Origin of the sequence: Arthrobacter sp. 9AX (genome assembly GCF_902506095.1) — a bacterium.
Lineage (GTDB): Bacteria > Actinomycetota > Actinomycetes > Actinomycetales > Micrococcaceae > Arthrobacter.
The window spans coordinates 3,998,476-4,020,641 of record NZ_LR733293.1; the positions used below are offsets into that span (position 1 = coordinate 3,998,476).

Here is a 22,166-nt window from a genome sequence, read left to right on the forward strand (position 1 = left end):
AGCGTCATCCCTGTCAGCAAACATCACTGGCAATGGATCATCGAAAGTGGGAAGCCCGAATGTTTTCACGCACCAGTAAAGCCGCCGTCGTAGCCGCCCTGGCAGCGCTAACCCTCGCTGCCACCGGTTGCGCAGCAAGCAGCCCCGCCTCTGCCGGTTCTGCCCCGAAGGAAAAGTTCACCATCGCCACGAGCGGCACCTTCCGGCCCATCACCTTCTCGGAAGGGGGCAAGCTCACCGGATTCGACATTGAAGTGGGCACGCTGATCGCGGAAAAGCTTGGCATGGAAGCAGAGTTCGTCGAGGGGCAGCTAACCGGGCTGCTCCCGGGCCTGAACAGCGGAAAATTCGACGCCGTGATGTCAGGTTTGACCATGACGGAGGCCCGTAAGCAGTCCATCACCTTCTCCACCCCCTACCTGGCCGACGGTGCCGTTGCTGTGGTCAAGAAGGACAACACCACGGTGGAGCAGCTCAACAAGCTGGACGGCCTCGTGGTGGGGGCGATTGGCGGCTCCGGGACGGAGTCTGATGTCAAGGGCATCGGCGGGTTCACGGAACTGAAGGCATACCCCGGCGCGCCGGAAGGATTCGCAGACGTTGCCGCCGGCAGGATCGAGGTCTTCGCCACCGGCAGGATCGCGGCGGAGAACTTCATGAAGAACTCCCCGCTGGCCACGGAACTGAAGATCGTCGGCGACGTCTACGGCACCAAGCCCGCCGGTGTCGGCCTTCCCAAGGACGACACCGAAATGAAGCCCAAGGTAGACAAAATCATCGAGGAGCTGAAGGCCGACGGTACCCTGGCGGAACTGAACCAGAAGTGGTTCGGATTCACGGTCGAGATTCCCTCCGCCTGACCGACCATGAACACCTATGAGCCCGGTTCTGTAGCAGCCGAGTATTTCCCGATCTTCCTGGCCGGGGCGCTGACGACCCTGGGAATTGTTGCCGCAGCCATTGTCTGCGCCACCGTCCTTGGCTACGTCATCGCCGTCCTGCGTCTCTCCCGGATCCGCGCCCTGCGGATCTTCGCCGCCGCCTATGTGTGGTTCTTCCGCGGACTGCCGCTCATGCTCTCGCTGTTCTTCTTCTATTACACGAAGCCGTTCGGGCTGACCATGGACGCATTCACGGCGGGCCTGATCGCCATGAGCCTGAACTCGGCGTCGTTCTTTTCCGAGATCATCAGGGCAGGGCTCAAATCGGTCAATGTCGGCCACTTGGAAGCGGCCGACTCCGTTGGCATGAACCCACTGCAGAAGTTTTTTCGGGTGACGGCTCCGGAGGGCATCCGGCTCATGACTCCCCCGTACATCAACAACTGCATCATCATGCTCAAGGAATCGGCGCAGATCTCGGTCATCACGGTGCCGGACCTGATGCTGCAGGGGCAGAAGGCATACAACTCCACCTACAACGTCATGGAAACCCTGGGCGTGGTAGCGGCGATGTACCTGATCATGACCAGCCTGCTGATGGTCCTGCAAATCATCATCGAAAAGAAAATGGGCCGCAAAATGGGCACCACCAAACAACTCCGCGAGGCCGTAGGGAGCATGGCATGATCGGCATCACCGGATTGACCAAGAGCTACAACTCGCGTGAAGTCCTGAAGGACGTCGACCTGCGCATCCTGCCCGGCGAAGTGGTGGCCATCATCGGCCCCAGCGGGGCAGGGAAAAGCACCCTGCTGCGCTGCATCAACATGCTGGAGGTCCCGGACGCCGGCCGGATACATGTGGATGGCCGGCAGGTGTTTTACACGCCCAACGCGCGGGGAAAGCTCAGCGTGGTGGACCAGTTCCGGCTGACCTGGCTGCGGCGTGAGATCTCCATGGTGTTCCAGCAGTTCAACCTGTGGCCGCACCGCACAGTCCTGGACAACTTGCTGGAAGGCCCAGTGATCTCCAAAAAGCAGAAACGGGCCGACGCCGTGCCGAGGGCCCTGGAGAAACTCCGGTCAGTGGGCCTGGAGGACAAGGCGGATGCCTATCCTGCGGACCTGTCCGGTGGGCAGCAGCAGCGAGTGGCCATCTGCCGGGCACTGATGATGGACCCCAAGGCCATCCTGTTCGATGAGCCCACGTCCGCCCTGGACCCGGAGCTGGTGAACGAGGTCCTGGACATCATGGCCACGCTGGCTAAAACCGGCATGACCATGGTGATTGTCACCCACGAGATGAAGTTTGCCCGTGAGGTGGCGGACCGCGTGATCTTCATGGAGCACGGAGGTATCGTGGCGGAGGGCCCGCCGGACGAGGTGTTCCAGCACCCGCGCCTTCGCGTGTACGCCTCGCACCTGAGCCACTAAATGGCGCGTTTCCCCCTCACCCCCGCCGCGCCCGGCCCGGACCTGCGGCCGTCCCTGGGTTGTCCCCTGTTGCCTGGGGTCCGCCTTCCAGGGCAGCTGATCGGCATCGGGGAAAACTACTGGCCCCACCCCATGGGAGGATCCTTGGTCCCCCTTTCCTCCGGGCCACTGTCCCTCGGGCCCGCCGGAAACACAGCCCCAGACCGGCGGGCACCGGGACGTATCCCCTTGGTGTTCGGCAAGTTCTCCGGCAGCCTGGCCGCGAGTAACGCCCCGATTATCCTTACCCCGGCGGTGACCGGACCGGTGGTCTGCGAAGGTGAGCTCGCCGTCGTGATGGGGAGCGTGCTGAAGGATGCCCGCGATGCTGAGGAAGGGCTGCGGGCGGTGGCCGGTGTGACGGTGGCCAACGACGTCTCGGCCCGGGACCTGCAGGCCGCAGACATCCAGTCGACGAGGGGCAAGAGTCTGGACACATACTGCCCCCTCGGCCCTGAGCTCGTGACCCTGGACGAGGTTCCGGATCTGCAGGCCCTCCCCCTGATCACCAGGATCAACGGGGCCGTGGTCCAGGAGTCCTGCACATCACGCATGGTGTTTTCCGTGGCGGAACTGCTGATATTCTGCTCCCGGTTCATGACCCTCTACCCCGGTGATGTGATCCTGACCGGAACACCCTGGACAGCTGACGAATCAGTCCTGAAGCTGCACCCAGGAGATACCGTCTCGGTGGAAATTAAGGGTGTAGGAACGCTGACGAATCCTGTAGTGTCCAATGCGGCGAGCCCGGCATGAGTGGCGGTGCCGGCCTCATCGTTAGCGCCTACGCGGCCGCCCCTGCCTTGGACGGCTGGGATCCCAAGCGTGAGGCGGCGTTCCTGTCCGCGGCTGCGGCACTGCCGCACGTCGCCGGGCTGGAGATTCCCCTGTACGCCACGGGAGAACTGCACAAATACGACGGCGGATGGTTCCTTGAACAGGTCCGGCACCTCCCCGATCACTTCAGCTACATCATCACCACCATCCCAGACACCATGGACCGGCTGGGCACCTCGGCGGACTTTGGACTGGCATCGACGACAGCGGCGGGAAAGCGTGCTGCCTTGTCACGGGTTTCTGTGGCCGCCGCGGCGGTCCGGACGCTCAATGCTGCGCTCGGGGGTAAAGAGGCGGTCCGCGCGGTGCATCTGTTCAGCGCTCCGCGCTACGGGGCTGGTCATGCGACTTCCGGTTTCGTTGCCGGCGTTCGAGCACTGGCGTCGTCGCTGGAGCAGGTGGCGGACTATGACTGGGACGGGGCGCAGCCAGTACTCGAACACTGCGACGTTGCGACTGACCGCTGGCCCGCCGTGAAGGGTTTCCTCCCGCTCGAAGCCGAGGTCGAGGCCGTGCTTCGCTCCGGGACTGGGGCGGGGATAGCCGTAAACTGGGGCCGCACGGTAATAGAGACCCGCGACGCCTGCGCACCTGTGCAGCACGTTGAGCTGGCCCTGCGGGAGGGCGTGCTGGCCGGGGCTGTTTTGTCCGGCAGTTCGCCAGAGGCCACCGGCTTCGGCGAGGGATGGGATGACTGCCACCTGCCGCCAGCGCCCGTGGAACCAGCATCGCTGCTTACGCCGCAGCACGTCCGGTCACTAGCTGCTGTCCTGGATACCGCTTCCGCTGCAAAGGGGAGCGACGTTTACCGCGGGCTGAAGGTATCCGCGCCCCCGCGGTCCTTGGTATCACGGCGCGTGGATCTCCTAGCTCGTTCGATCAGAGTCGTTCGGGGCGCCGGTTTCTGACTGCTGCCGAGGTCACCGAACCCGAACCCGTCCGCGTCAAACTGCGGAGCTCTAGACCTACCGGCCGGCCGCGTCCCCTGTGCTCTCCGAGGGACGGCCACCGCCCCAGCACCCCAGTGTCGGGGTCGCGCTCCTCTCCGCCTTCGTCTCACTCAGCGACCCACCTTCCGGACTTACACGACAGGAAACGCGCCGAGGAAACGACACCACCATGCCCCACAGCCCTCCCGAAGAGCCAGCGACACCCGGTACGCCATGCTCCGCGACGGAACCCTCTGCAACCTGCCCACACCTTCAATGTAGAAGCCGTAGGAGCCGGCACAAAGCCGCAACGGGCGCGGACCCATGCGGCAGCTTCCCGGCTGCGGCGAGGGGAAATCGGTCTCGGGGAGCCCGGTTGCCCACCGGGCATTGCGGCCTGTGAAGAACTGCCTATCTAATGGTGGGCACGACTCGTAACGACCGAGGAGCAGGGATGGGGGAACGAATGTATTTTCTTGACCCGTTGGACAATGGCGAGCCGCCTGGGACGGCACCGCCGAAAAAACCTCAGCTGTTCCGGCTCCTCCCAGCGAAACGCCTTCCGCGCCCCAAGCCGTACCCTCCCAGGGCCTTGAACGCGAAGTGCAGCAGATCATCCACGACCTCGCCGTCAAACACCAGACACGTAAACCCAGCCCGTGCCAGGCCGAACCTGCGGAAAAAAGCGGCCCTGACCGCTGACGGCGCAACCGTGGCCCTTGTGGTTTCGCTTGCACGCCACGGATCCGTTACGAGGGGGTTTCAAAGGGACCTCCGCCGGTCCGGGATTCTCTATTTTCCGGACGAAAGTATCGGGGACGGGACGCTACCCTACGTCAGAGGGAACAATAAGAGTATGGTCCAAGCATCAAGTGAGGCAGACGCGGCGGTTATCCGTCGGAACAATGTCACCATCTCTGGCGGGGATAGTGCGCAAGTGGTGATGTTTGCCCACGGTTTCGGTTGCGATCAGGCTATGTGGGGAAAGCTGCTGCCCTATTTCGTTGATAAGTACCGGCTAGTGCTTTTTGATCATGTTGGTGCCGGACACTCGGACATCAGCGCCTACGACTGGGATAAGTATGGGTCGCTGGCCGGGTACGCGTCGGACCTGCTGGAGATTTGCGCCGCCCTTGAACTTGAGGACGTCATCCTGGTGGGCCACAGCGTCAGCACGATGATCGCCGTGATCGCCGCAGTGCAGGACCCCGACCGCTTCTCCCACCTGGTCTTGCTTGCTCCCTCGCCCCGTCACACGGATGACCCCTACGACGGCTACGTGGGCGGGTTTTCGCGGGAAGACATCGAGGGTCTGCTGGCATCGCTGGACAGCAACTATTTCGCCTGGGCCGCGGCCGTGGCACCCATGGTGATGGGCAACCCGCAGGAGCCGGAATTAGCGGAGGACCTGCGCCTCAGCTTCTGCCGGACAGATCCGACCATCGCACGGCACTTCGCCGGGGTAACTTTCTTTTCCGACACCCGCCCTGAATTGAAAAAGACGCGCACCAGCTGCCTGATTCTGCAGTGCTCCAACGATCGCCTTGCCCCGCCGGAGGTGGGCGCCTACCTACACAAGAATCTGGAACACAGCACCCTCGTGCAGCTTCAGGCCACCGGACACTGCCCCCACGTCAGCGCCCCGGAAGAAACGGCCCGGGCCATTCTGGACTACCTCAATGTCCACTTGTAACAGACGCAACCGGCCCCACCCCTCGCAACCTGCAGCCTCCTTCCCAGCTGCGCCGCGCATGCCGGAGTGAAGCCCTCCCTGCCGGTCTAGCCTCACGCCAAGACGACCGGCACTGGTAAGCGACCACATTCGACTTCAAACCATTCCCAGCGAGGGAAGAAACTATTCCTTCGGTTTAGGGCACACCCCAACCTGACGTCAGTTATCCCCAGCAGCGCCGTCAGAATAGGGTCTAATGGCAATTTCTGGGCGCGTCTTCGGGAAGGTCCTAGATTTCAACTTTACGTTCTTCTGACAGGACGTCTCATGCGCCCGCCCCTCAAACCTCCGCCACAGGAGCCGCGAACTGCGCCTCATACAACCGCGCGTAAGCCCCGCCCGCAGCCAGCAGTGAAGCGTGCGTCCCCTGCTCCACAATCTGCCCGGCCTCCATCACCAGGATGAGGTCGGCGTCGCGGATCGTGGACAGGCGGTGGGCAATGACAAACGAAGTCCGGTCGGACCGCAGCGCACTCATCGCCTTCTGCACCAGCACCTCGGTCCGGGTATCCACTGACGAAGTAGCCTCGTCCAGGATCAGCACCGAAGGCCGCGCCAAGAACGCCCGCGCAATCGTCAGCAGCTGCTTCTCCCCCGCAGACACGTTGCCACCCTCGTCCTCCAGCACCGTGTCGTACCCCTCGGGCAGCGACCGCACGAACCGGTCCACATACGTCGCCCGCGCCGCCTCCAGTATCTCGTCTTCCGTAGCGGAAGGCCGGCCGTACGCAATGTTGTCCCGGATGGTCCCGCCGAAAAGCCACGTATCCTGCAGCACCATCCCCAGCCGCGAGCGCAGTTCGCGCCGCGGCACCGAGGTGACATCAACGCCGTCGAGCGTAATCCGCCCGGCATCCAGCTCGTAGAACCGCATCATCAGGTTCACCAAAGTGGTCTTGCCAGCACCCGTTGGCCCCACAATCGCCACCGTCTGCCCCGGCTCCGCCACCAACGAAAGCCCTGAGATCAGCGGCTTGTCGGGCGAATACGAGAACGAGACGTCCTCGAACATCAGCCGCCCGCGGCCAAACACCGGCGAAGCAGAAGCGGGAGGCTCCACAGACTCCTCGTCCTCATCCAGCAGCGAGAACACCCGCTCGGCCGACGCAACCCCCGACTGCAGCAGGTTCGCCATGGACCCCAGCTGCGCCAACGGCATGGTGAACTGCCGCGAGTACTGGATGAACGCCTGCACATCGCCCAGCTGCATCGCCCCGGACGCCACCTGCAGCCCGCCCACCACCGCGATCCCCACGTACACCAGGTTCCCGATGAACGTCATGGCCGGCATGATCAGCCCGGAAATGAACTGCGCCCCGAAACTCGCGTCATACAGCTCCGCGTTCTTCTGCCGGAACCGCTCCTCCACCTCGCGCTGCCGGCCGAACACCTTCACCAGCGCATGCCCGGTGTACGTCTCCTCGATCTGCCCGTTCAGCTCCCCTGTGGTCTTCCACTGCGCCACAAACAGCTTCTGCGAGCGTTTGGCAATCAGCGCCGTGATCCCCAGCGTCAGCGGAATGGTCACCAGCGCGATCAGCGCCAGCGTGGGCGAAAGGATCACCATCATCACCAGCACACCCACCACGGACAACACCGACGTCACCGCCTGGCTGATGCTCTGCTGCAGGCTCTGCGAAATGTTGTCCACATCGTTGGTGACCCGGCTGAGCAGCTCGCCGCGCTGAATCGAGTCGAAATACCGCAGCGGCAGCCGGTGGATCTTCGCCTCAATCTCCTCGCGCAGCCCGAACACGGTCCGCTGCACCACCCCGTTCAGCACGTACGCCTGCACCCACATAAACCCCGACGCCAGCACGTACAGCACCAGCGCCCACGTCAGCACACTGCCCAGCGCGGCAAAGTCGATCCCCTGCCCCGGCGTCAGCGCCATGGGTCCCAGCATGTCCGCCTTCTGGTTCTCCCCCGCTGCCCGCAGCTGCGCCACCAGCTGCTCCTTGGTCACCCCGGCGGGCAGCTGTTTGGACACCACCCCGGCGAAAATCAGGTTTGTGCCCTCGCCCAGCAGCCGCGGCCCGATCACCTGCAGCGCCACGCTGATTACCGACGCCGCCAGCACCAGCAGCAGCCACGCCCGTTCCGGCCGCAGCTTCCCGAGCAGCCGTTTGGCCGATGGCCAGAAGTTCATCGCCTTCTCTGCCGGGATGTTCATCCCTCCAAATGGCCCGCCGCGTCCGGGACCGCCTGCCGGACGGGGAATGCGTACGACGTCGGCACGTGCAGTTTTGGAGGCAGGTGCGGCCTTGGTGCCGGCTTCGGAAGTGGGTTCCGGGCTCATGCCGTCTCCTCCGCCGCCAGCTGGGAGTTCACTATTTCACGGTACGTCTCCGACGTCTCCAGCAGGTCACTGTGCGTTCCGCGCCCCACGATCCTGCCGTCGTCGAGCACCAGGATCTGGTCCGCATCCACGATGCTGGACACCCGCTGGGCGATGATCACCAGCGTGGCGCCGGCGGTGCTGCGTTTGAGGGCCTGGCGGAGCCGGGCGTCGGTGCCGGTGTCCAGGGACGAGAACGAATCGTCGAAGATGTACAGCTCGGGCCGCTTCACCAGGGCACGGGCGATGGCCAGCCGCTGCCGCTGCCCGCCGGAAACGTTGGTGCCGCCCTGCGAGATGGGCGCGTCCAGCCCGCCCTCCATCTCCTCCACGAAGCCGCGCGCCTGGGCGATTTCCAGGGCCTGCCAGCATTCGTCGTCGGTGGCGTCGGGTTTGCCGTACTGCAGGTTGCTGCGGACGGTGCCGCTGAACAGGTAGGGCCGCTGCGGGACCAGGCCGATGTGTCCCCAGAGCAGGTCCGGGTGCAGCTCACGAACGTCCACGCCGTCGATCTTCACGGCCCCGGTGGTGGCGTCGAACAGCCGGGGCATGAGGTTCACCAGGGTGGTTTTGCCGGCGCCGGTGCTGCCAATGATCGCGGTGGTCTGCCCGGCCCTGGCGGTGAAGCTGATCCCGGAGAGGACAGGCTGGTCGGCACCCGGGTAGGCGAATCCGGTGTCGGCCATTTCCAGCTCGCCGCGCCGCACGTTGCTGCTGACGGGGCGCGACGGCGGCCGGACGCTCGACTCCGTGCCCAGCACCGCGCCGATCCGGTCCGCCGAGACGGACGCGCGCGGGATCATCACGGCCATGAAGGTGGCCATCATGACGGACATCAGGATCTGCATCAGGTAGCTCAGGAACGCGATGAGGGTGCCCACCTGCATGGACCCGTCCTGGATCCGGAACGAGCCGAACCAGATCACCGCCACGCTGGACACGTTCATCACCAGCATCACCACGGGGAAGGCGAGCGCCATCAGCCGGCCGGCCCGGAGTGCGGTGTCCGTGACGTCCTCGTTGGCCTGCGCGAAGCGGGCGGCTTCGATGTCCTCGCGGACGAAGGCGCGGACCACGCGGATGCCGGTGAGCTGCTCGCGCAGGACCCGGTTCACGGTGTCGATCCGCTTCTGCATCTTGCGGAACAGCGGCACCATCCGGGTGATGATGAGACCCACGCCGGCCAGCAGCACGGGCACGGCGACGGCGATCAGCCAGGACAGCTGCACGTCCTGCTGGACCGCCATGATCACCCCGCCGATGGCCAGCATGGGCGCGGCCACCATCATGGTGGCGCCCATCAACACCAGCTGCTGCACCTGCTGGACGTCGTTGGTGGAGCGGGTGATCAGGCTGGGGGCGCCGAACTTGGTGACCTCCTGCTCGGAGAACTCCCCCACCCGGGAGAAGATGGCGCCGCGCAGGTCCCGGCCCGTGCCCATTGCCGCCTTCGCCCCGAAATAGACAGCGGTGACGGCGCAGGCAATCTGCAGCAGCGTGATCCCCAGCATGAGCCCGCCGAGGTTCAGGATGACGCCGGTATCGCCCTTGGCCACGCCCTCATCGATGATGTCCGCGTTCAGCGTGGGCAGGTACAGCGACGCAATGGACTGCGCCAGCTGGAAAATGACGACGGCGATCAGCAGCTGCCGGTGCGGCCGCAGGTATTCAACAAGCAACTTCCAGAGCATGGAGGCTCCCGCCTGACGCAGTGTCCACAAACGTGGTGCGAGGGTCAGTTTACGTCCGGTGGCTTGGAGGGGAACCTCTGAATCGTGAGGAAGTTGGGCGGTTCTCGCAGGGCGTATTAGGTACCGGCGGGGGCACTCGGCAGCTTTGCCGCTTGTCCCGCCTCCCTGCGGGCGGGCCCAGGCTCACAAAGCTGTTGTGGCCGCGTCAAGAACCACGAGCCAATTCCATTCTCCAATTTCCGGGGCGCCAAAACTCCCCGCCAAACGGGCCTTCCCTGCGCCTCCTTGGGCAGTAAGCCCTTTTTCCTTCATCCCATTTGTGCACCGCGCACTCATGCCCGGCAGCCCTCCCGCCTAACGTGACTTCCCACACACCAAGTTCCACCCCAGAACCATGAGGAGATACACATGCCGAACTACAGGGTGTCGATGGATATCGGCGGGACGTTCACGGACATCGTGGCGTACGACCAGGCCGCAGGGACCTATGAGGCGACGAAAGCCTCCACCACGCCGGGCAACCTGAGCGCCGGCGTCATCGCCGGTCTGGAATCGATTGTTACCGACCTGTCCGACATCGAATTCCTGGTGCACGGCACCACCCAGGGCCTGAACGCCTTCCTCGAGCGCCGCGGCGTTCGCGTGCTGCTGCTGGCCACCGCCGGCGTCGAGGACTCCTACCACATCGCCCGCGGACCCCGCCTGGAGCTCTACAACGCCCAATACCGCAAGCCCGCTCCCCTGGTGGAGCGGAAGGACGTCATCGGCGTCGGCGGACGCCTCGACGGCCAGGGCCACGAGATCCGGCCGCTCGACGAAGTGGCCGTCCGCCAGGCCGCCCGCCGGGCAGTGGACGAAGGATACGGCGCCGTGGCCGTTGCCTTCCTCTTCAGCTACAAGAACCCGGCCCACGAACTTCGTGCCCGGGAAATCCTGCTCGAAGAACTGGGCGAAGACTTCACCATCTCCCTTTCGCATGAAGCAGCCAAGGAATGGCGCGAATACGAGCGCACCTCCTCCGCCGTCGTCGAGGCTTACACCGGTCCCGTGGTCCGCAACTACCTCCTGGACCTGGAAGAGAAGCTTGCCGACCGCGGCGTGGAGGCCCCGCTGCACATCATGCAGTCCTCCGGCGGCGTGCTCACCGCCGAGTCCGCCCGCAAACGTCCCCTTCAGACGCTGCTGTCCGGACCGGTCGGCGGCGCCATGGGGGACGTCGAACTGGCCGGCGTGTCCGGCAACCGCAACCTCATCGGCGTTGACATGGGCGGCACCTCCTTCGACGTTTCACTGGTGGTGGACGGGAAACCCGACGTGTCCACCGAGGCCCACCTCGAAGGCCTGCCGATGCTCATGAGCGTCGTCAACATCCACACCGTGGGAGCCGGCGGCGGCTCGGTGGCATGGCTCGAAGCCGGCGGCCTCCGGGTTGGCCCGCGGTCCGCCGGCGCCACCCCCGGCCCGGCCTGCTACGGCCGCGGCGGCACCGAACCCACCGTCACCGACGCCAACCTGGTGCTCGGCCGTGTTGACCCCGACTGGTTCGCCGGCGGACAGGTCGCCCTGGACCGGGAAGCAGCCATCGCTGCCCTCAAAACCGTGGGAGACCAGCTCGGCCTGGACCCCATCGCCATGGCCGAAGGCATCTGCGACGTCGCCAACTCCCAGATGGCCCAGGCCATCCGCACCATCACCATCTCCCGCGGCATCGAACCGCGCGACTTTGCCCTCGTCGCCTTCGGCGGCGCAGGACCGATGCACGCGGTCTTCCTCGCCAAGGAGCTCGGGATCCCCGAAACGGTGGTTCCCCGGTTCCCCGGCGCGTTCTCCGCATGGGGCATGCTGCAGACCAACATCCGCAAGGACTTCTCCGAGCCGTACTTCTTCCTCGATGAGGACATCGACGTCACTGACATGGCCGGTGTCCTGCGACGGATGGAAGCTGAGGGCCTGAAGTCCCTCGTCTCCGAGGGCGTCCCCGAGGAAAGCCGCGGCACCAGCGCCTCCGTGGACGTGCGCTACCAGTCGCAGGAATTTTCGCTGAACGTTCCCCTGACGTCCGCCGACGAACCCGAGTCAGAGGGCTTCGTCGCCAACCTGGCCACCCGCTTCTCCGCCATGTACCACGAGCGCTACGGGCACTCCAACCTCGGCGCCCCGATCGAAATCGTCGCACTGCGGACGCAGGCGGTGGGTGACCTCGGCCGGCTCGAGGCACCGCTCTTCGCCACCGCACAGAGCCCGGAGTTCAAGCACGAAGTGCGCCGGGTGGTCTTTGACCACGAAGAACACGACACCACCGTGGTGCGCCGCGACGACCTGGCCGCCGGGCACGCCTTTGAAGGCCCCGCCATCATCGTGGAACAGACCGCCACCACCGTAGTGCCGCCGGGGTTCAACGTCACCGTGGACGAGTTCGGCTCCCTGGTCATCCGCACCGAAGACGCAGAAGGAAATTGAGGTACCACCAATGACAATCACCGCAGTCAAAACCCTGGACCCCGTAACCGTGGAAATCATCCGCAATGCGCTCACCAGCGCCGCGGATGACATGAACGCCACCCTGATCCGCTCCGCCTACTCACCCATCCTCTACGAGGGCGGGGACTGCGTGGTGGCGCTGCTGGACACCGAACACCGTGTGCTCGGACAGTCCGCCGGCCTCCCCCTGTTCCTCGGCAACCTGGAAACCTGCTCCATCGCCGTGGAGGAACTCTACGGCCGCGAAGTCTGGCAGGAAGGGGACGTGTGGATCCTCAACGACTCCTACCTCGGCGGAACGCACCTGAACGACGTCACCATCTTCGCGCCCATTTTCAATGACGGCTCGGTGGTGGGCTTCGCCGCCACCCGTGCGCACTGGATGGACATGGGATCCAAGGATGTGGGTGGCTCCATGGATGCCACGGACATCTTCCAGGAAGGCTTCCGCATGGGGCCGGTCAAGCTTATTGAAGCCGGCATCGAAACCTCCGTGGTGGACCTGATCCGCACCAACGTGCGCTTCCCCTACCAGACCATCGGCGACATGCACGCGATGATCGCCGCACTCCGGATGGGAACCACCCGGATGAAGGAACTGGTGGGCCGGTACGGCATGGAGCAGCTCGATGCCGCCCGCGATGAGATCTTCCGGCAGACCGAGGAGATCGAGCGCGAAACCGTCCGTAACATCCCCGACGGCGTGTACGAAGCCGAGGGCGTGCTGGACAACGACGGCATCAACCTGGACACCCCCATCCCCATCAGGCTGAAGATCACCGTCGCCGGGGACACCGTGGACTTCGACGTCACCGGCTCCGCCGACCAGACCATGGGCCCGGTCAACTGCGGTGCAGCCCAGGCCGTCTCGGCCCTGCGCGTGGGATACAAGCTCCTGGTCAGCCCTGACTCCAACTCCAACGGCGGATCCTTCCGCCCGCTCACCACCCAGGTGCGTTCCGGCTCGGTGCTCGGCGCCGTGGCACCGGCACCCTGCCAGTGGTACTTCTCCCACCTGGGACTGCTGATCGACCTCGTCTCCAAGGCCATGGCACCCGCCATGCCCGACCGCGTGGCCAGCGCCAGCCACGGCGACTCCATGATCATCACCGCCGCCGGCTTCGATCCCCGCTTCGGCCGGAACTTCGTCAGCATGGAAGCCACCCTGGGCGGCTGGGGCGCCTGGCAGGGCACGGACGGCGAATCCGCCATGATCAACAACGTCAACGGCTCCCTCAAGGACCTGCCCATCGAAATGATGGAAACCCGTTACCCGCTGCGGATCAACGAGTACTCCATCCGCCCGAACTCCGGCGGCCCCGGGCAGTGGCGCGGCGGCAACGGTGTTGTCCGTGAATACGAGTTCCTCGCCGACTGCGTGGTGGGCCTCTGGTTCGAAAGGTCCAAGACGCCGGCCTGGGGCCTCTTCGGCGGATCCGACGCCCAGGGTCCGGAAGTAGTGATCAACCCGGGCCGCCACGATGAGGTCCGGACGCTGAAGGCCAACGCAAGGAAAATCAAGGCCGGCGACGTTGTGCGCCTGGCCGTCGGGGGCGGCGGCGGCTTCGGCGATGTCGCCAAACGCTCCCGTGAAGACATCGAGTACGACATCGTCAACGGTTTCATCACCGAGGACTTCGCCAAAACCCACTACGGCTACTAAACGCCGCATAGAAAGGACTGACCGTGAAAATCACCAAGCGTCCAGCCGCAGCCATGGCCCTCCTGAGCCTCGCCCTGCTGACCTCGGCATGCAGCCCGCCCGCCCAAAGCAGCAGCACGGAAGCCACGGCCGCCGCTGCAGACCAGAAGCTCAACGTCGGCTTCTTCGGTTTTGCCAAATCCAACGGCTTTGCCCAGGGCACGTACCTCGGCGTGGAGCAGGCGGCCAAAGCCAACAACGCGAGCGCCACCTTCGTGGACTCCAACTTCAGTGCACAGACGCAGGTCCAGCAGATCCAGGACGCCGTCACCTCCAAGCAGTTCGAGGTGATCGTTGTCCAGGCCAATGACAACCAGGCCCTCATCGCACCGTTGACGCAGGCCGTGCAGGCAGGCATCACGGTGGTTGTTGAATTCTCGGTCATCGGGCCCAAGTTCGACACCATCCAGCCGCAAGTGCCTGGCGCCATCAGCATCGTGGACCTGCCCACCCGCAACGGCAAGGTGCTCGGCGAGATGGGCAAGGAAGCCTGCGCCACGGTGCAGGGCGACACCTGCAAGGTGGCCTACCTTGAAGGCTTCAAGTCCCTGCCCCTGGACAACGCCCGGACCGATGCCGTGAAGGCAGAACTGGCCACCGATCCAAGGATCCAGCTCGTGGCCAGCGTTGAAGGCGGCTACACCCAGGACACCGGCCGCCAGGCCTTCCAGAACGTCTCCCAGGCCAACCCTGATGTGGACGTGGTGATCGGCGCATCCCAGGCCATCACCGGAGCCGCCGCGGCCGCCGGGAACAGTGACATCAAGTTCATCGGCAACGGCGCATCCGTGTCCAACGTGGAAGCGGTCCGCTCCGGTAAATGGTTCTCCATCTACGTCAGCGACGTGGTGGCCAACGGAGCCAAGGCCACCGAACTGGGGCTCGCCAAGGCGCGGGGCAAGCAGGTGGAAACCGCCATCGACGAAGCCAGCCTCTCTCCCAACAACGGCAAGGGCACCAAAGAGGCACTGGACTCCCTGAACTACGTCTCAAAGTACTCGGACTAGTCCAGCCACCTCCCGCGGGCAACCCCGGGGCCGGAGCCTGACCGCTTCGGCCCCGGGGACCCTGGCCCTAAAGTCCCTTCCATCTCCAGAGGTCAACATGGCTATACAACAGTTGGAAAAACACGAGCACGCCAGCCGGAGGACCGCCCCCGAAATCACCGTCTCCGGAATCGGCAAACGGTACGGCGCCACCACGGTGCTGAAGGACGTCACGCTGTCGGTCGCGCCCGGGGAAATCCACGGCATCATGGGGGAAAACGGCGCAGGGAAGAGCACCCTGCTGAAAATCCTGGGCGGAGCCATCATGGCCGACACGGGCACCATGGAATTGGACGGACATCCGGTCAGGATCACAACACCCCGGGACGCCATCTCCCATGGGATTTCCCTCATCTCGCAGGAACTGGCGCTGATCCCCAACCTCTCAGTGCTGGAGAACGTCTTCCTGGGCCGCTGGTCGAACAGGGGAAGCCTCCTCTCCCCCAACAGGGACAGCGAGCACTTTGCCAGGCTGCTGGAAGATACCGGTTTTGAGCTGGACCCGAGGGCAACCGTGGGGAACCTGCCCATCGGACAACAGCAGCAGGTGGAAATCCTGAAGGCCCTCGCCCGCGGCGCGAAGGTGCTGTGCATGGACGAGCCCACGGCGGTCCTCAACGAGGCCGAAAAGGAAAAACTCCTGCACGTCATCAAAAGGCTGGCCCGCACTGGAACCACAGTCCTCATCGTCTCCCATTACCTCGAGGAAGTCCTGGGTCTGGTGGACCGGGTGACCATTCTGCGCGACGGACAGCACATCATCACCGAAGACGCCGCCGGCCATACGCCCGAGTCGCTCGTGCGGCTGATGGTGGGCAGGGAAGTCGACTTCCTCGTCCCGGACGTGCCGCAGGTTTCCTCCGAAGCCGGGACAGTTGTCCGGGTAGCCGAATTGACCAGCGCCAAGGTCAAAGACATATCTCTCGAGGTCCGCCGGGGAGAAATCCTGGGCATCGCCGGGTTGGTGGGCAGCGGCCGCAGCGAAACCCTGCTCGCCATTTTCGGTGCAGACCGGACCACCGGCGGCCACGTCGAAATCAACGGCCGCCGCATCCGACCCGGCTCCATCAGGGACGCCATCAAGGCCGGCATCGCCCTCATCCCGGAGTCGCGGAAAGAACAGGGTCTGGTCATGTCCCGCCCGGTGGCCGAGAACATCGCCCTCTCCACCCTGCCCGCACGCTCATGGGCCGGGTTCGTCAGGGCACAGCGCGAAAGGACGGCGGTCAAGGACGTCAGCAAGTCCGTTGACCTGCGCGGCGCCCGCCCGGGACAGCCCGTAGCCAACCTCTCCGGCGGGAACCAACAGAAGGCACTTTTCGCCAAATGGCTGTTGAACCCTCCGGCGGTACTGCTGGTGGATGAACCCACCCGGGGAGTGGACATTGCCGCCAAGGCCAGGATCCACAGCATCATCGTTGAACTGGCTGCGAAAGGTACAGCAGTCATCGTGGTCAGCTCCGAGCTCGAGGAAGTGCTCGGCCTGTCCCACCGCATCCATGTCATGAGGCACGGGCGCATTGTTGCCGAGTTCGACCGAAACGCCTCCCGCGACGAAGTCATGACTTCCGCTTTTCTGAAATAGGTGAATCCACATGACCACAACCACAGTTGCCGTGCCCTCGACGGCAGGGAAAAAATTCAACCTGAACCTCAAAGACTTCGGGATCGTTTTTGGCCTGGCGGCCATCATGCTGTTCCTGGCCCTGAACACCGGAACATTCCTCACCGGCCGCAACTTCATCAACCTGTTCGACCAGGCAGCCGTGGTGGGGCTGCTCGCCGCGGCGGCCACGCTGTGCATCATCAGCGGGGTCTTTGACCTCTCCTCCACCGCCACCCTCGCGGTCTCCTCCATTTCGGGCGTGATGCTCACCCAGCATTTCGGTGTTGCGGCCGGTTTCTTCGGGGCTTTGCTGGTGGGTGCCCTGCTGGGGACGGTTACCGGGCTGATTGTGGTCAGCACGAAGGTCAACTCGTTCATCGGGACACTGGCGGTGAGCATCATTTACCGGGGCCTGGCGATCGTGATCACCGGCGGCGCAATTGTCGCACCGCTGCCTGAGCAGCTCGCTTCCTTCCAGACCTGGACGTGGCCCAGCCTCTTCGGCCTCACCGCCGGTTCGGTCTTGATGCTGGCGATGACCATAGTGCTGGGCATCGTTCTGTGGCGCACCACCTTCGGCCGCAGGATCTACGCAGTAGGCGGAAACCAGGAAGCGGCCCGCCTCAGCGGCATCCGTACCGGCTCAATCCACGTTGCGGTCTTCGCTATCAGTGGCCTCTGCTCTGCAATGGCTGGAATGATCCTGGCCTCGCGTGCCGGCTCGGCGCAGCCGGCCATGGCCATCGGCATCGAACTCACCGCCATCGCCGCTGTGGTCATCGGCGGCACCAGCATCCTGGGCGGACAAGGCGCCATGTGGAGGGCCTTCGTGGGAGTCATGATCCTCACCGTCATCAGCAACGGTTTCAACCTGCTGCACTGGGATACCACCTACCAGCAGGTGGTGACAGGCGTCCTCATCCTGGTGGCCGTAGCAGCCGACGGATTGTTCTTCCGCAAATCCACCAGATGACTGTCCAGGGTGGACCCTAGAGATATGACATCGATGTATCGCGGGGCTGGGGCCCGGCAGGAAGCTGAACAGGAGGCCCGGCAATGCGGATAGGACTGATGCTCCAGGGCAGCAGTTGCCGGGCGCTCGTCCTGGAGGGACGCTCCGTCGTCTCGGTGGCCGAACAGCGGCAGGCCAGCAGCCTGGCTGACGCACTGGACAGTGTCCTGTCCTCGTTGGCCCTGCAGTTCGGAAGCCTGATCACAGACGTAACGGCCGACGTCGGACGCGTCCTTGCCGCTGCCCAGCCAGGGGACGTCGTGGCTGTCCGCATCTCTCCCCGCCCTCCGGCTGACCAGTTCCACAACACGAGGTTGCCGGCGCTCATTGAGCCCGCAGTCACCAGGACCGTGCATGTCCGCGGCGGCCACGACCTGCGGGGACGGCCGCTGGCGCCGCTGGACCTGAGCGCATTCCGGCTGGAATTGCCCTCCATCCTGTCTGGAGGCGTGCGGAATGTCGCCATCACCGCCGTCGGCTCCACCGCCTCTGCCGAGCACGAAACCCGCATCGCGGATGCCATCCTGTCCAACAACAGCGACATGCGGATCAGCATCTCCAGTGATTTTTACTCAAGCGTGTTCCGCGACCGTGACTACACAGCCGTTCTTAACAGCGCCCTGATGGAATCGGGCGAAGAGCTGGCGGCAATGCTGGAGGAGGCCGGGAAGCGCCACTTCCCCGCCGCCGCTCTGTCCTATGCAAGGAACGACGGCGGCCGGGCGCCCCTTGCGCGGCTGGCGGTAGCCCCCGTGCATGCGCTCCGTCCGGAACCTGCCATGGCGATCCTCGGCGTGGCAACGCTGGGCGGGCTGTGCGACGGCGAAGTGGTTGTCTGCGCCGATGAAGGTGTGAGCGTGGGTACCATCCGCAGTGGCCTTCCTGTTGCGCACAGCCTTATCCGGCAAGGATATGAAGCCAGCCTCGCCACCAACGCCGCCATCGTGGAACCATACACGGCCAACCATCCGGTCCGGCCCGACATCCCGTCAGTGGTCGCCGACATCCGCACCAGCCAGGACACCCTGCCCGAACACGGCCTGCTGCCAACACTTCCGGGTGTCCGGGACCTGAGCCTCATAGGCTGTGCCGCGACACCGCTCACAGCGTGGATCGACAGGCTCGAAAGGGTCAGCGGACAGGCCGAACTGCAGCGGGTGCAGCACCGGGCGGAGGAGGAAGCCAGCTCGGCGGTAGTGCAGTTGGGTGCCAGCCCCACAGACACCCGCATCATCGAATCAAACGTCTTCGCCATGCCCTATGGGAACCCCGGAATCGTTCGGATCCGGGTCCGGGCTGCTGGTGGGACGTCCAACTCGGAGGAAAATACCCTGGCAGCCCAAGCCTTGGGGGTCACGGCATGAGCACCGTACTCACGGCCGAAGACGTGGGGCACCTGCGGACCGGCGCCCATTTCCTGGCCTGCGCCATCGATCCCACCGCCATCCACGTCTACGCCGGCATGATCCAGGAGGCAATGCAGGACAGGTCCGTGGAGCTCATCACCGTGGATGAGCTTGCATCGGATGACCTGGTGGTGGCTGTCGGCATGGTGACCCAAGGCCTGTTCATTGCTGATATGCCACCCGTGGGTGACGAATTCACGGGCTGTATCGAGGCGATCGAAACCAGGCTCGGGCGCAAGGTGCGGGCGATCTATTCACTCGCCGCTGCCAACATCAACGGAATCATTCCGCTTATGGTGGGGCTTCAGTCGTCCCTTCCTGTGATCGACTCCGATCCCATGGGGCGCGTCTTTCCGCTCATCAGCCAGACAACCTTGAACATCGGTGGGGTGGCTATCGGCCCCATAGCGCTTATGGGAGTAACCGGCGAGCGCGCCGTGGTGGAGGCAGGTGATCCGCAGCGCGCCGAGACTCTGGTCCGCGCACTCGTCACCGAGCTTGGCGGTTGGGCCGCCACCGTGATGTATCCATGCTCTGCACGGCAGCTGGCAGAGCACGGGGTCCACGGATCCGTCAGCCGCATGATCCGCATAGGTCAGATCCTCGACGCCGACACGTCGGCTGAGAGCAAATTCCTGTCACTTTCCGACTTCCTGGGCGTGACCCGGATTGCACGCGCGCGGGTCAGCCACATCGAAGGCCTTTCCCGCCCAACCGACCTGGGCCTTCCGGCCCAACCCTCCAGTGTGACGCTGGTGGATGAAACCACCGGGCAGATCATCCGGCTGGAGATCCAGAATGAGATTTTGCTGGTGCTCGTGGACGGTGCCGTAGCGGCAGCCGTCCCCGACATGGTGACCCTGCTCAACTCCGAACACGGCTCTGTGGCCAGCCTGGAAGACCTCAGGGTGGGCAACGTGGTGGATGTGCTCAAACTCAATGCCGCCCCGCAATGGTATTCGGAGGCGGGGCTGGACCTGGCCGAACCGGCCGCGTTCGGCATCCCGCTCAAGCATCCAAGGCGGCGTCATGGTTAGGCCGATGAAGGACACCCGGCTCGACGTTGCGGGGCTGCTGGCGCACGGGTCGTTGCGCGGCACCACCCCGCTGTACCTCACCCCCGCCAGCGCAGTGATCGAAAGCGTTGTTCTGGTCTCCCAGCTTGAGGCGATCCAGCGGGTGCGGCCGAACACGGTTGTGGTCCTCTCTGCGGAAATGGGCTCTGGTGGATGGCTCGTATCCGCCGCCCTCAGGCATGCCTGGGAACGGCGGGCCAGCGCCGTCGTCGTGGCCGGAAGCACCTATTCCAGCGCCGTGATCGGCCTGGCTGAACGGCTGGGCATCACCCTTCTGGCTTCGGAAGGAAACCCTGCCGGAGTCGCGTTGGCGCTGGCCGCCGAAATCGGCGCCGCCCTGTCCGTGGTGGATGCCGAGCTCGCCCGGTTCGCCCGTGCGGTGGCCAAGGACAGCACGCTGACTGACGTGCTCAGCACCATCTCCGGGGAACTGGACGGGGTGGGCGTCTCGCTGGAATACGACGGCGTGGTCCTCGCCTCAGCCGGCATGGCCCCGCGGGACCAGGCAGAGGTCATCACGGTTGACGTGGGCGCTGCCAACGCCGCCGTCCCTTCCGCCCTCACCGCGCGCGTACCCGCCTCCAGTGTCCTTAACCTGCGGCTGGTTCGTTCAATCCTGGAGGTGGCTGCCCCTTCCGTGAAGGCCGCATGGTTGATGGGCGACTCCCGGGACGCGGTCCGTGCCGTCCCCACTGCGGCACTGGCCGGGCTGAACCAAAGCCGCGGTTCTTCCGGCGGCGCCTTCGAGGAAGACCACCGGCACCTCCTCTCCCAGCTGGGGTGGCGCCGGCACGAACGCTACGTGGCCGTGTGGATCTGCCCTGGTGACTCCAACGCATCTGGTCCCGACCTGACAGCTGTGCTGAGGCTGCTCTGGCGGAAGGTAGCTGCGCGCAGTCCCTTGGCGGAGGTCGACGGCGGCTGGCTGGCTCTTGTTCCGGCCGCCCACGAGGCAGTTGTGACACAGCTCGAACTACGGCTCAAGGCACGGCTCCGGCCTGCCCTGGCCGAGCTTGGCCTGGTGGCCGGGCTGTCCCGCTGGGTGGAGGAGGCTCCGCCGCTTCCGTCCGTCATTCAGGAGGCGCGGCTGGCTGCTGTCTCCGCCCAGTCTGCTGGACAGGGCACGGTGCTGGGCTTCGCCGGCCTGGGCGTAGCGGCCGCAACCACATTCGTCGATCAGGACGCCGTGGCACTGGTGGCTGAGCTGACCCTGCCGCGGCTGATGGCCAGTCCGGGCAGGGACGCGATAGTGGCGGCGGTAGCGGCCTTCCTTGACCACCGCGGCTCGGTCAGCCTCGCTGCGGCGGCGCTCGATGTGCACCGCAACACCCTCCAGGCCCGGCTGGGCCGTGCCCGGGAGCTGGGCGTGCCGTTGGACAATCCGTCCGAGTTGCTGTCCGTCCACCTGGTCCTCAACGTACTGCGGGCCGGCGCACCTGAGAAACCAACTTCCAAAGATCCCCACGAAACCAGAAAGGACTCCCATGAGTTCCCAGTTTGAATCCTTCGACGACGTCTACGCTTCCGCCCGGGACACTGTAGGCGTTCGTCTCTTCACCGCCTCCGTCATCGCCGACGACGGCACCAGCATGGCGCGCATCTACACCACGCACCCCGAGGTTTACCCGGTGGGCGGAAAGAAGACCCTTGCGGGAGACACCAATCCGGTCTGGCTGGAGCAGGTCCTCATCGGCCAGCAGCCGTTCCTGGGCGCTGACCGGGAAGCTGTCAGGGCCTTCTTCTTCGACTCCGGAACCATCGAATCGCTGGGGTGTGGCGCGATCGTCAATGTTCCGGTAGTGAGCGGCGGCCGCACCATCGGCTCCATGAACTTCCTGGCGCCTGAAGGCAGCTATGACCAGTCCTCCGTAGACGCCGCCGTAGAGGTCGCGGCGCGTTCTGTCCGGCTCCTCGAAGACGCTTTGGCAGCCGCCAGCTAGCTTGCGTCCTGGAAAAG

17 protein-coding genes are annotated in these 22,166 nt (G+C 64.8%); 15 read left to right on the plus strand and 2 right to left on the minus strand.

What is annotated here, in order from left to right:
* Window positions 1–59 precede the first annotated feature (59 nt).
* The 6 genes from BACI348_RS18570 to BACI348_RS18595 all read left to right on the plus strand — a co-directional run bounded on the left by BACI348_RS18570 (window position 60) and on the right by BACI348_RS18595 (window position 5,812).
* Window positions 60–860, plus strand: a complete 801-nt coding sequence (locus BACI348_RS18570) for a transporter substrate-binding domain-containing protein (protein ID WP_159829026.1) — start codon at window positions 60–62, stop codon at window positions 858–860.
* A 6-nt stretch (window positions 861–866) separates the two neighbouring features.
* Window positions 867–1,568: an amino acid ABC transporter permease gene (locus BACI348_RS18575; RefSeq protein WP_159829029.1), complete on the plus strand. Its 702-nt coding sequence runs from the start codon at window positions 867–869 to the stop codon at window positions 1,566–1,568.
* Window positions 1,565–2,314: an amino acid ABC transporter ATP-binding protein gene (locus BACI348_RS18580; protein ID WP_159829032.1), complete on the plus strand. Its 750-nt coding sequence runs from the start codon at window positions 1,565–1,567 to the stop codon at window positions 2,312–2,314. Before BACI348_RS18575 ends, BACI348_RS18580 begins: the two co-directional genes overlap by 4 nt.
* Window positions 2,315–3,109, plus strand: a complete 795-nt coding sequence (locus BACI348_RS18585) for a fumarylacetoacetate hydrolase family protein (RefSeq protein ID WP_159829035.1) — start codon at window positions 2,315–2,317, stop codon at window positions 3,107–3,109. It begins immediately after the preceding gene.
* The gene (locus BACI348_RS18590) at window positions 3,106–4,098 is read left to right on the plus strand and encodes a DUF4862 family protein (RefSeq protein WP_159829038.1); all 993 of its coding nucleotides are present in this window, start codon (window positions 3,106–3,108) and stop codon (window positions 4,096–4,098) included. Before BACI348_RS18585 ends, BACI348_RS18590 begins: the two co-directional genes overlap by 4 nt.
* An 877-nt stretch (window positions 4,099–4,975) precedes the next feature.
* Window positions 4,976–5,812 carry an alpha/beta fold hydrolase gene (locus BACI348_RS18595; RefSeq protein WP_159829041.1) on the plus strand — a complete coding sequence of 279 codons (837 nt, stop codon included), beginning with the start codon at window positions 4,976–4,978 and terminating at the stop codon, window positions 5,810–5,812.
* A gap of 319 nt (window positions 5,813–6,131) precedes the next feature.
* On the opposite strand, the gene BACI348_RS18600 is transcribed toward BACI348_RS18595, so the two are convergent.
* Both BACI348_RS18600 and BACI348_RS18605 read right to left on the minus strand, forming a co-directional pair.
* The gene (locus tag BACI348_RS18600) at window positions 6,132–8,150 is read right to left on the minus strand and encodes an ABC transporter ATP-binding protein (protein WP_159829044.1); all 2,019 of its coding nucleotides are present in this window, start codon (window positions 8,148–8,150) and stop codon (window positions 6,132–6,134) included.
* On the minus strand, window positions 8,147–9,880 hold the full coding sequence (locus BACI348_RS18605; protein WP_159829047.1) for an ABC transporter ATP-binding protein: 1,734 nt from the start codon (window positions 9,878–9,880) through the stop codon (window positions 8,147–8,149). The genes BACI348_RS18600 and BACI348_RS18605 overlap by 4 nt, the downstream gene beginning before the upstream one ends.
* Before the next feature lie 408 nt (window positions 9,881–10,288).
* Here BACI348_RS18605 and BACI348_RS18610 point away from each other — a divergent pair, with 408 nt between their 5' ends.
* The 9 genes from BACI348_RS18610 to BACI348_RS18650 all read left to right on the plus strand — a co-directional run bounded on the left by BACI348_RS18610 (window position 10,289) and on the right by BACI348_RS18650 (window position 22,149).
* Window positions 10,289–12,340, plus strand: coding sequence for a hydantoinase/oxoprolinase family protein (locus BACI348_RS18610; protein ID WP_159829050.1), 2,052 nt, complete (start codon window positions 10,289–10,291; stop codon window positions 12,338–12,340).
* Window positions 12,341–12,350: 10 nt separating this feature from the next.
* A complete protein-coding gene (locus tag BACI348_RS18615; protein WP_159829053.1) occupies window positions 12,351–14,024 on the plus strand; it encodes a hydantoinase B/oxoprolinase family protein in 1,674 nt (557 codons plus the stop codon).
* Between the two features lie 23 nt (window positions 14,025–14,047).
* Window positions 14,048–15,070 (plus strand): sugar ABC transporter substrate-binding protein, encoded by a 1,023-nt coding sequence (locus BACI348_RS18620; protein WP_159829056.1) that lies wholly within the window; start codon window positions 14,048–14,050, stop codon window positions 15,068–15,070.
* A gap of 97 nt (window positions 15,071–15,167) precedes the next feature.
* Window positions 15,168–16,694, plus strand: a complete 1,527-nt coding sequence (locus BACI348_RS18625) for a sugar ABC transporter ATP-binding protein (protein ID WP_159829059.1) — start codon at window positions 15,168–15,170, stop codon at window positions 16,692–16,694.
* Between the two features lie 10 nt (window positions 16,695–16,704).
* On the plus strand, window positions 16,705–17,688 hold the full coding sequence (locus tag BACI348_RS18630; RefSeq protein WP_159829062.1) for an ABC transporter permease: 984 nt from the start codon (window positions 16,705–16,707) through the stop codon (window positions 17,686–17,688).
* Between the two features lie 83 nt (window positions 17,689–17,771).
* Complete coding sequence (locus BACI348_RS18635) at window positions 17,772–19,091, plus strand: hydantoinase/oxoprolinase N-terminal domain-containing protein (protein ID WP_159829065.1); 1,320 nt, start codon at window positions 17,772–17,774, stop codon at window positions 19,089–19,091.
* The gene (locus BACI348_RS18640) at window positions 19,088–20,170 is read left to right on the plus strand and encodes a DUF917 domain-containing protein (protein ID WP_159829068.1); all 1,083 of its coding nucleotides are present in this window, start codon (window positions 19,088–19,090) and stop codon (window positions 20,168–20,170) included. Before BACI348_RS18635 ends, BACI348_RS18640 begins: the two co-directional genes overlap by 4 nt.
* Window positions 20,163–21,710, plus strand: a complete 1,548-nt coding sequence (locus BACI348_RS18645) for a PucR family transcriptional regulator (RefSeq protein WP_236557632.1) — start codon at window positions 20,163–20,165, stop codon at window positions 21,708–21,710. The genes BACI348_RS18640 and BACI348_RS18645 overlap by 8 nt, the downstream gene beginning before the upstream one ends.
* Entirely contained in the window at window positions 21,694–22,149 is a 456-nt protein-coding gene (locus BACI348_RS18650; RefSeq protein WP_159829071.1) for a GAF domain-containing protein, read from the plus strand. Before BACI348_RS18645 ends, BACI348_RS18650 begins: the two co-directional genes overlap by 17 nt.
* Window positions 22,150–22,166: the final 17 nt, after the last annotated feature.

Coding starts and splice junctions, on each gene's coding strand:
- BACI348_RS18600 (WP_159829044.1), bottom strand. CDS start 8,150: ATGAGCCCGGAACCCACTTCCGAAGCCGGCACCAAGGCCGCACCTGCC.
- BACI348_RS18610 (WP_159829050.1), top strand. CDS start 10,289: ATGCCGAACTACAGGGTGTCGATGGATATCGGCGGGACGTTCACGGAC.
- BACI348_RS18580 (WP_159829032.1), top strand. CDS start 1,565: ATGATCGGCATCACCGGATTGACCAAGAGCTACAACTCGCGTGAAGTC.
- BACI348_RS18650 (WP_159829071.1), top strand. CDS start 21,694: ATGAGTTCCCAGTTTGAATCCTTCGACGACGTCTACGCTTCCGCCCGG.
- BACI348_RS18645 (WP_236557632.1), top strand. CDS start 20,163: ATGGTTAGGCCGATGAAGGACACCCGGCTCGACGTTGCGGGGCTGCTG.
- BACI348_RS18585 (WP_159829035.1), top strand. CDS start 2,315: ATGGCGCGTTTCCCCCTCACCCCCGCCGCGCCCGGCCCGGACCTGCGG.
- BACI348_RS18570 (WP_159829026.1), top strand. CDS start 60: ATGTTTTCACGCACCAGTAAAGCCGCCGTCGTAGCCGCCCTGGCAGCG.
- BACI348_RS18635 (WP_159829065.1), top strand. CDS start 17,772: ATGCGGATAGGACTGATGCTCCAGGGCAGCAGTTGCCGGGCGCTCGTC.
- BACI348_RS18590 (WP_159829038.1), top strand. CDS start 3,106: ATGAGTGGCGGTGCCGGCCTCATCGTTAGCGCCTACGCGGCCGCCCCT.
- BACI348_RS18605 (WP_159829047.1), bottom strand. CDS start 9,880: ATGCTCTGGAAGTTGCTTGTTGAATACCTGCGGCCGCACCGGCAGCTG.
- BACI348_RS18575 (WP_159829029.1), top strand. CDS start 867: ATGAACACCTATGAGCCCGGTTCTGTAGCAGCCGAGTATTTCCCGATC.
- BACI348_RS18625 (WP_159829059.1), top strand. CDS start 15,168: ATGGCTATACAACAGTTGGAAAAACACGAGCACGCCAGCCGGAGGACC.
- BACI348_RS18615 (WP_159829053.1), top strand. CDS start 12,351: ATGACAATCACCGCAGTCAAAACCCTGGACCCCGTAACCGTGGAAATC.
- BACI348_RS18595 (WP_159829041.1), top strand. CDS start 4,976: ATGGTCCAAGCATCAAGTGAGGCAGACGCGGCGGTTATCCGTCGGAAC.
- BACI348_RS18630 (WP_159829062.1), top strand. CDS start 16,705: ATGACCACAACCACAGTTGCCGTGCCCTCGACGGCAGGGAAAAAATTC.
- BACI348_RS18640 (WP_159829068.1), top strand. CDS start 19,088: ATGAGCACCGTACTCACGGCCGAAGACGTGGGGCACCTGCGGACCGGC.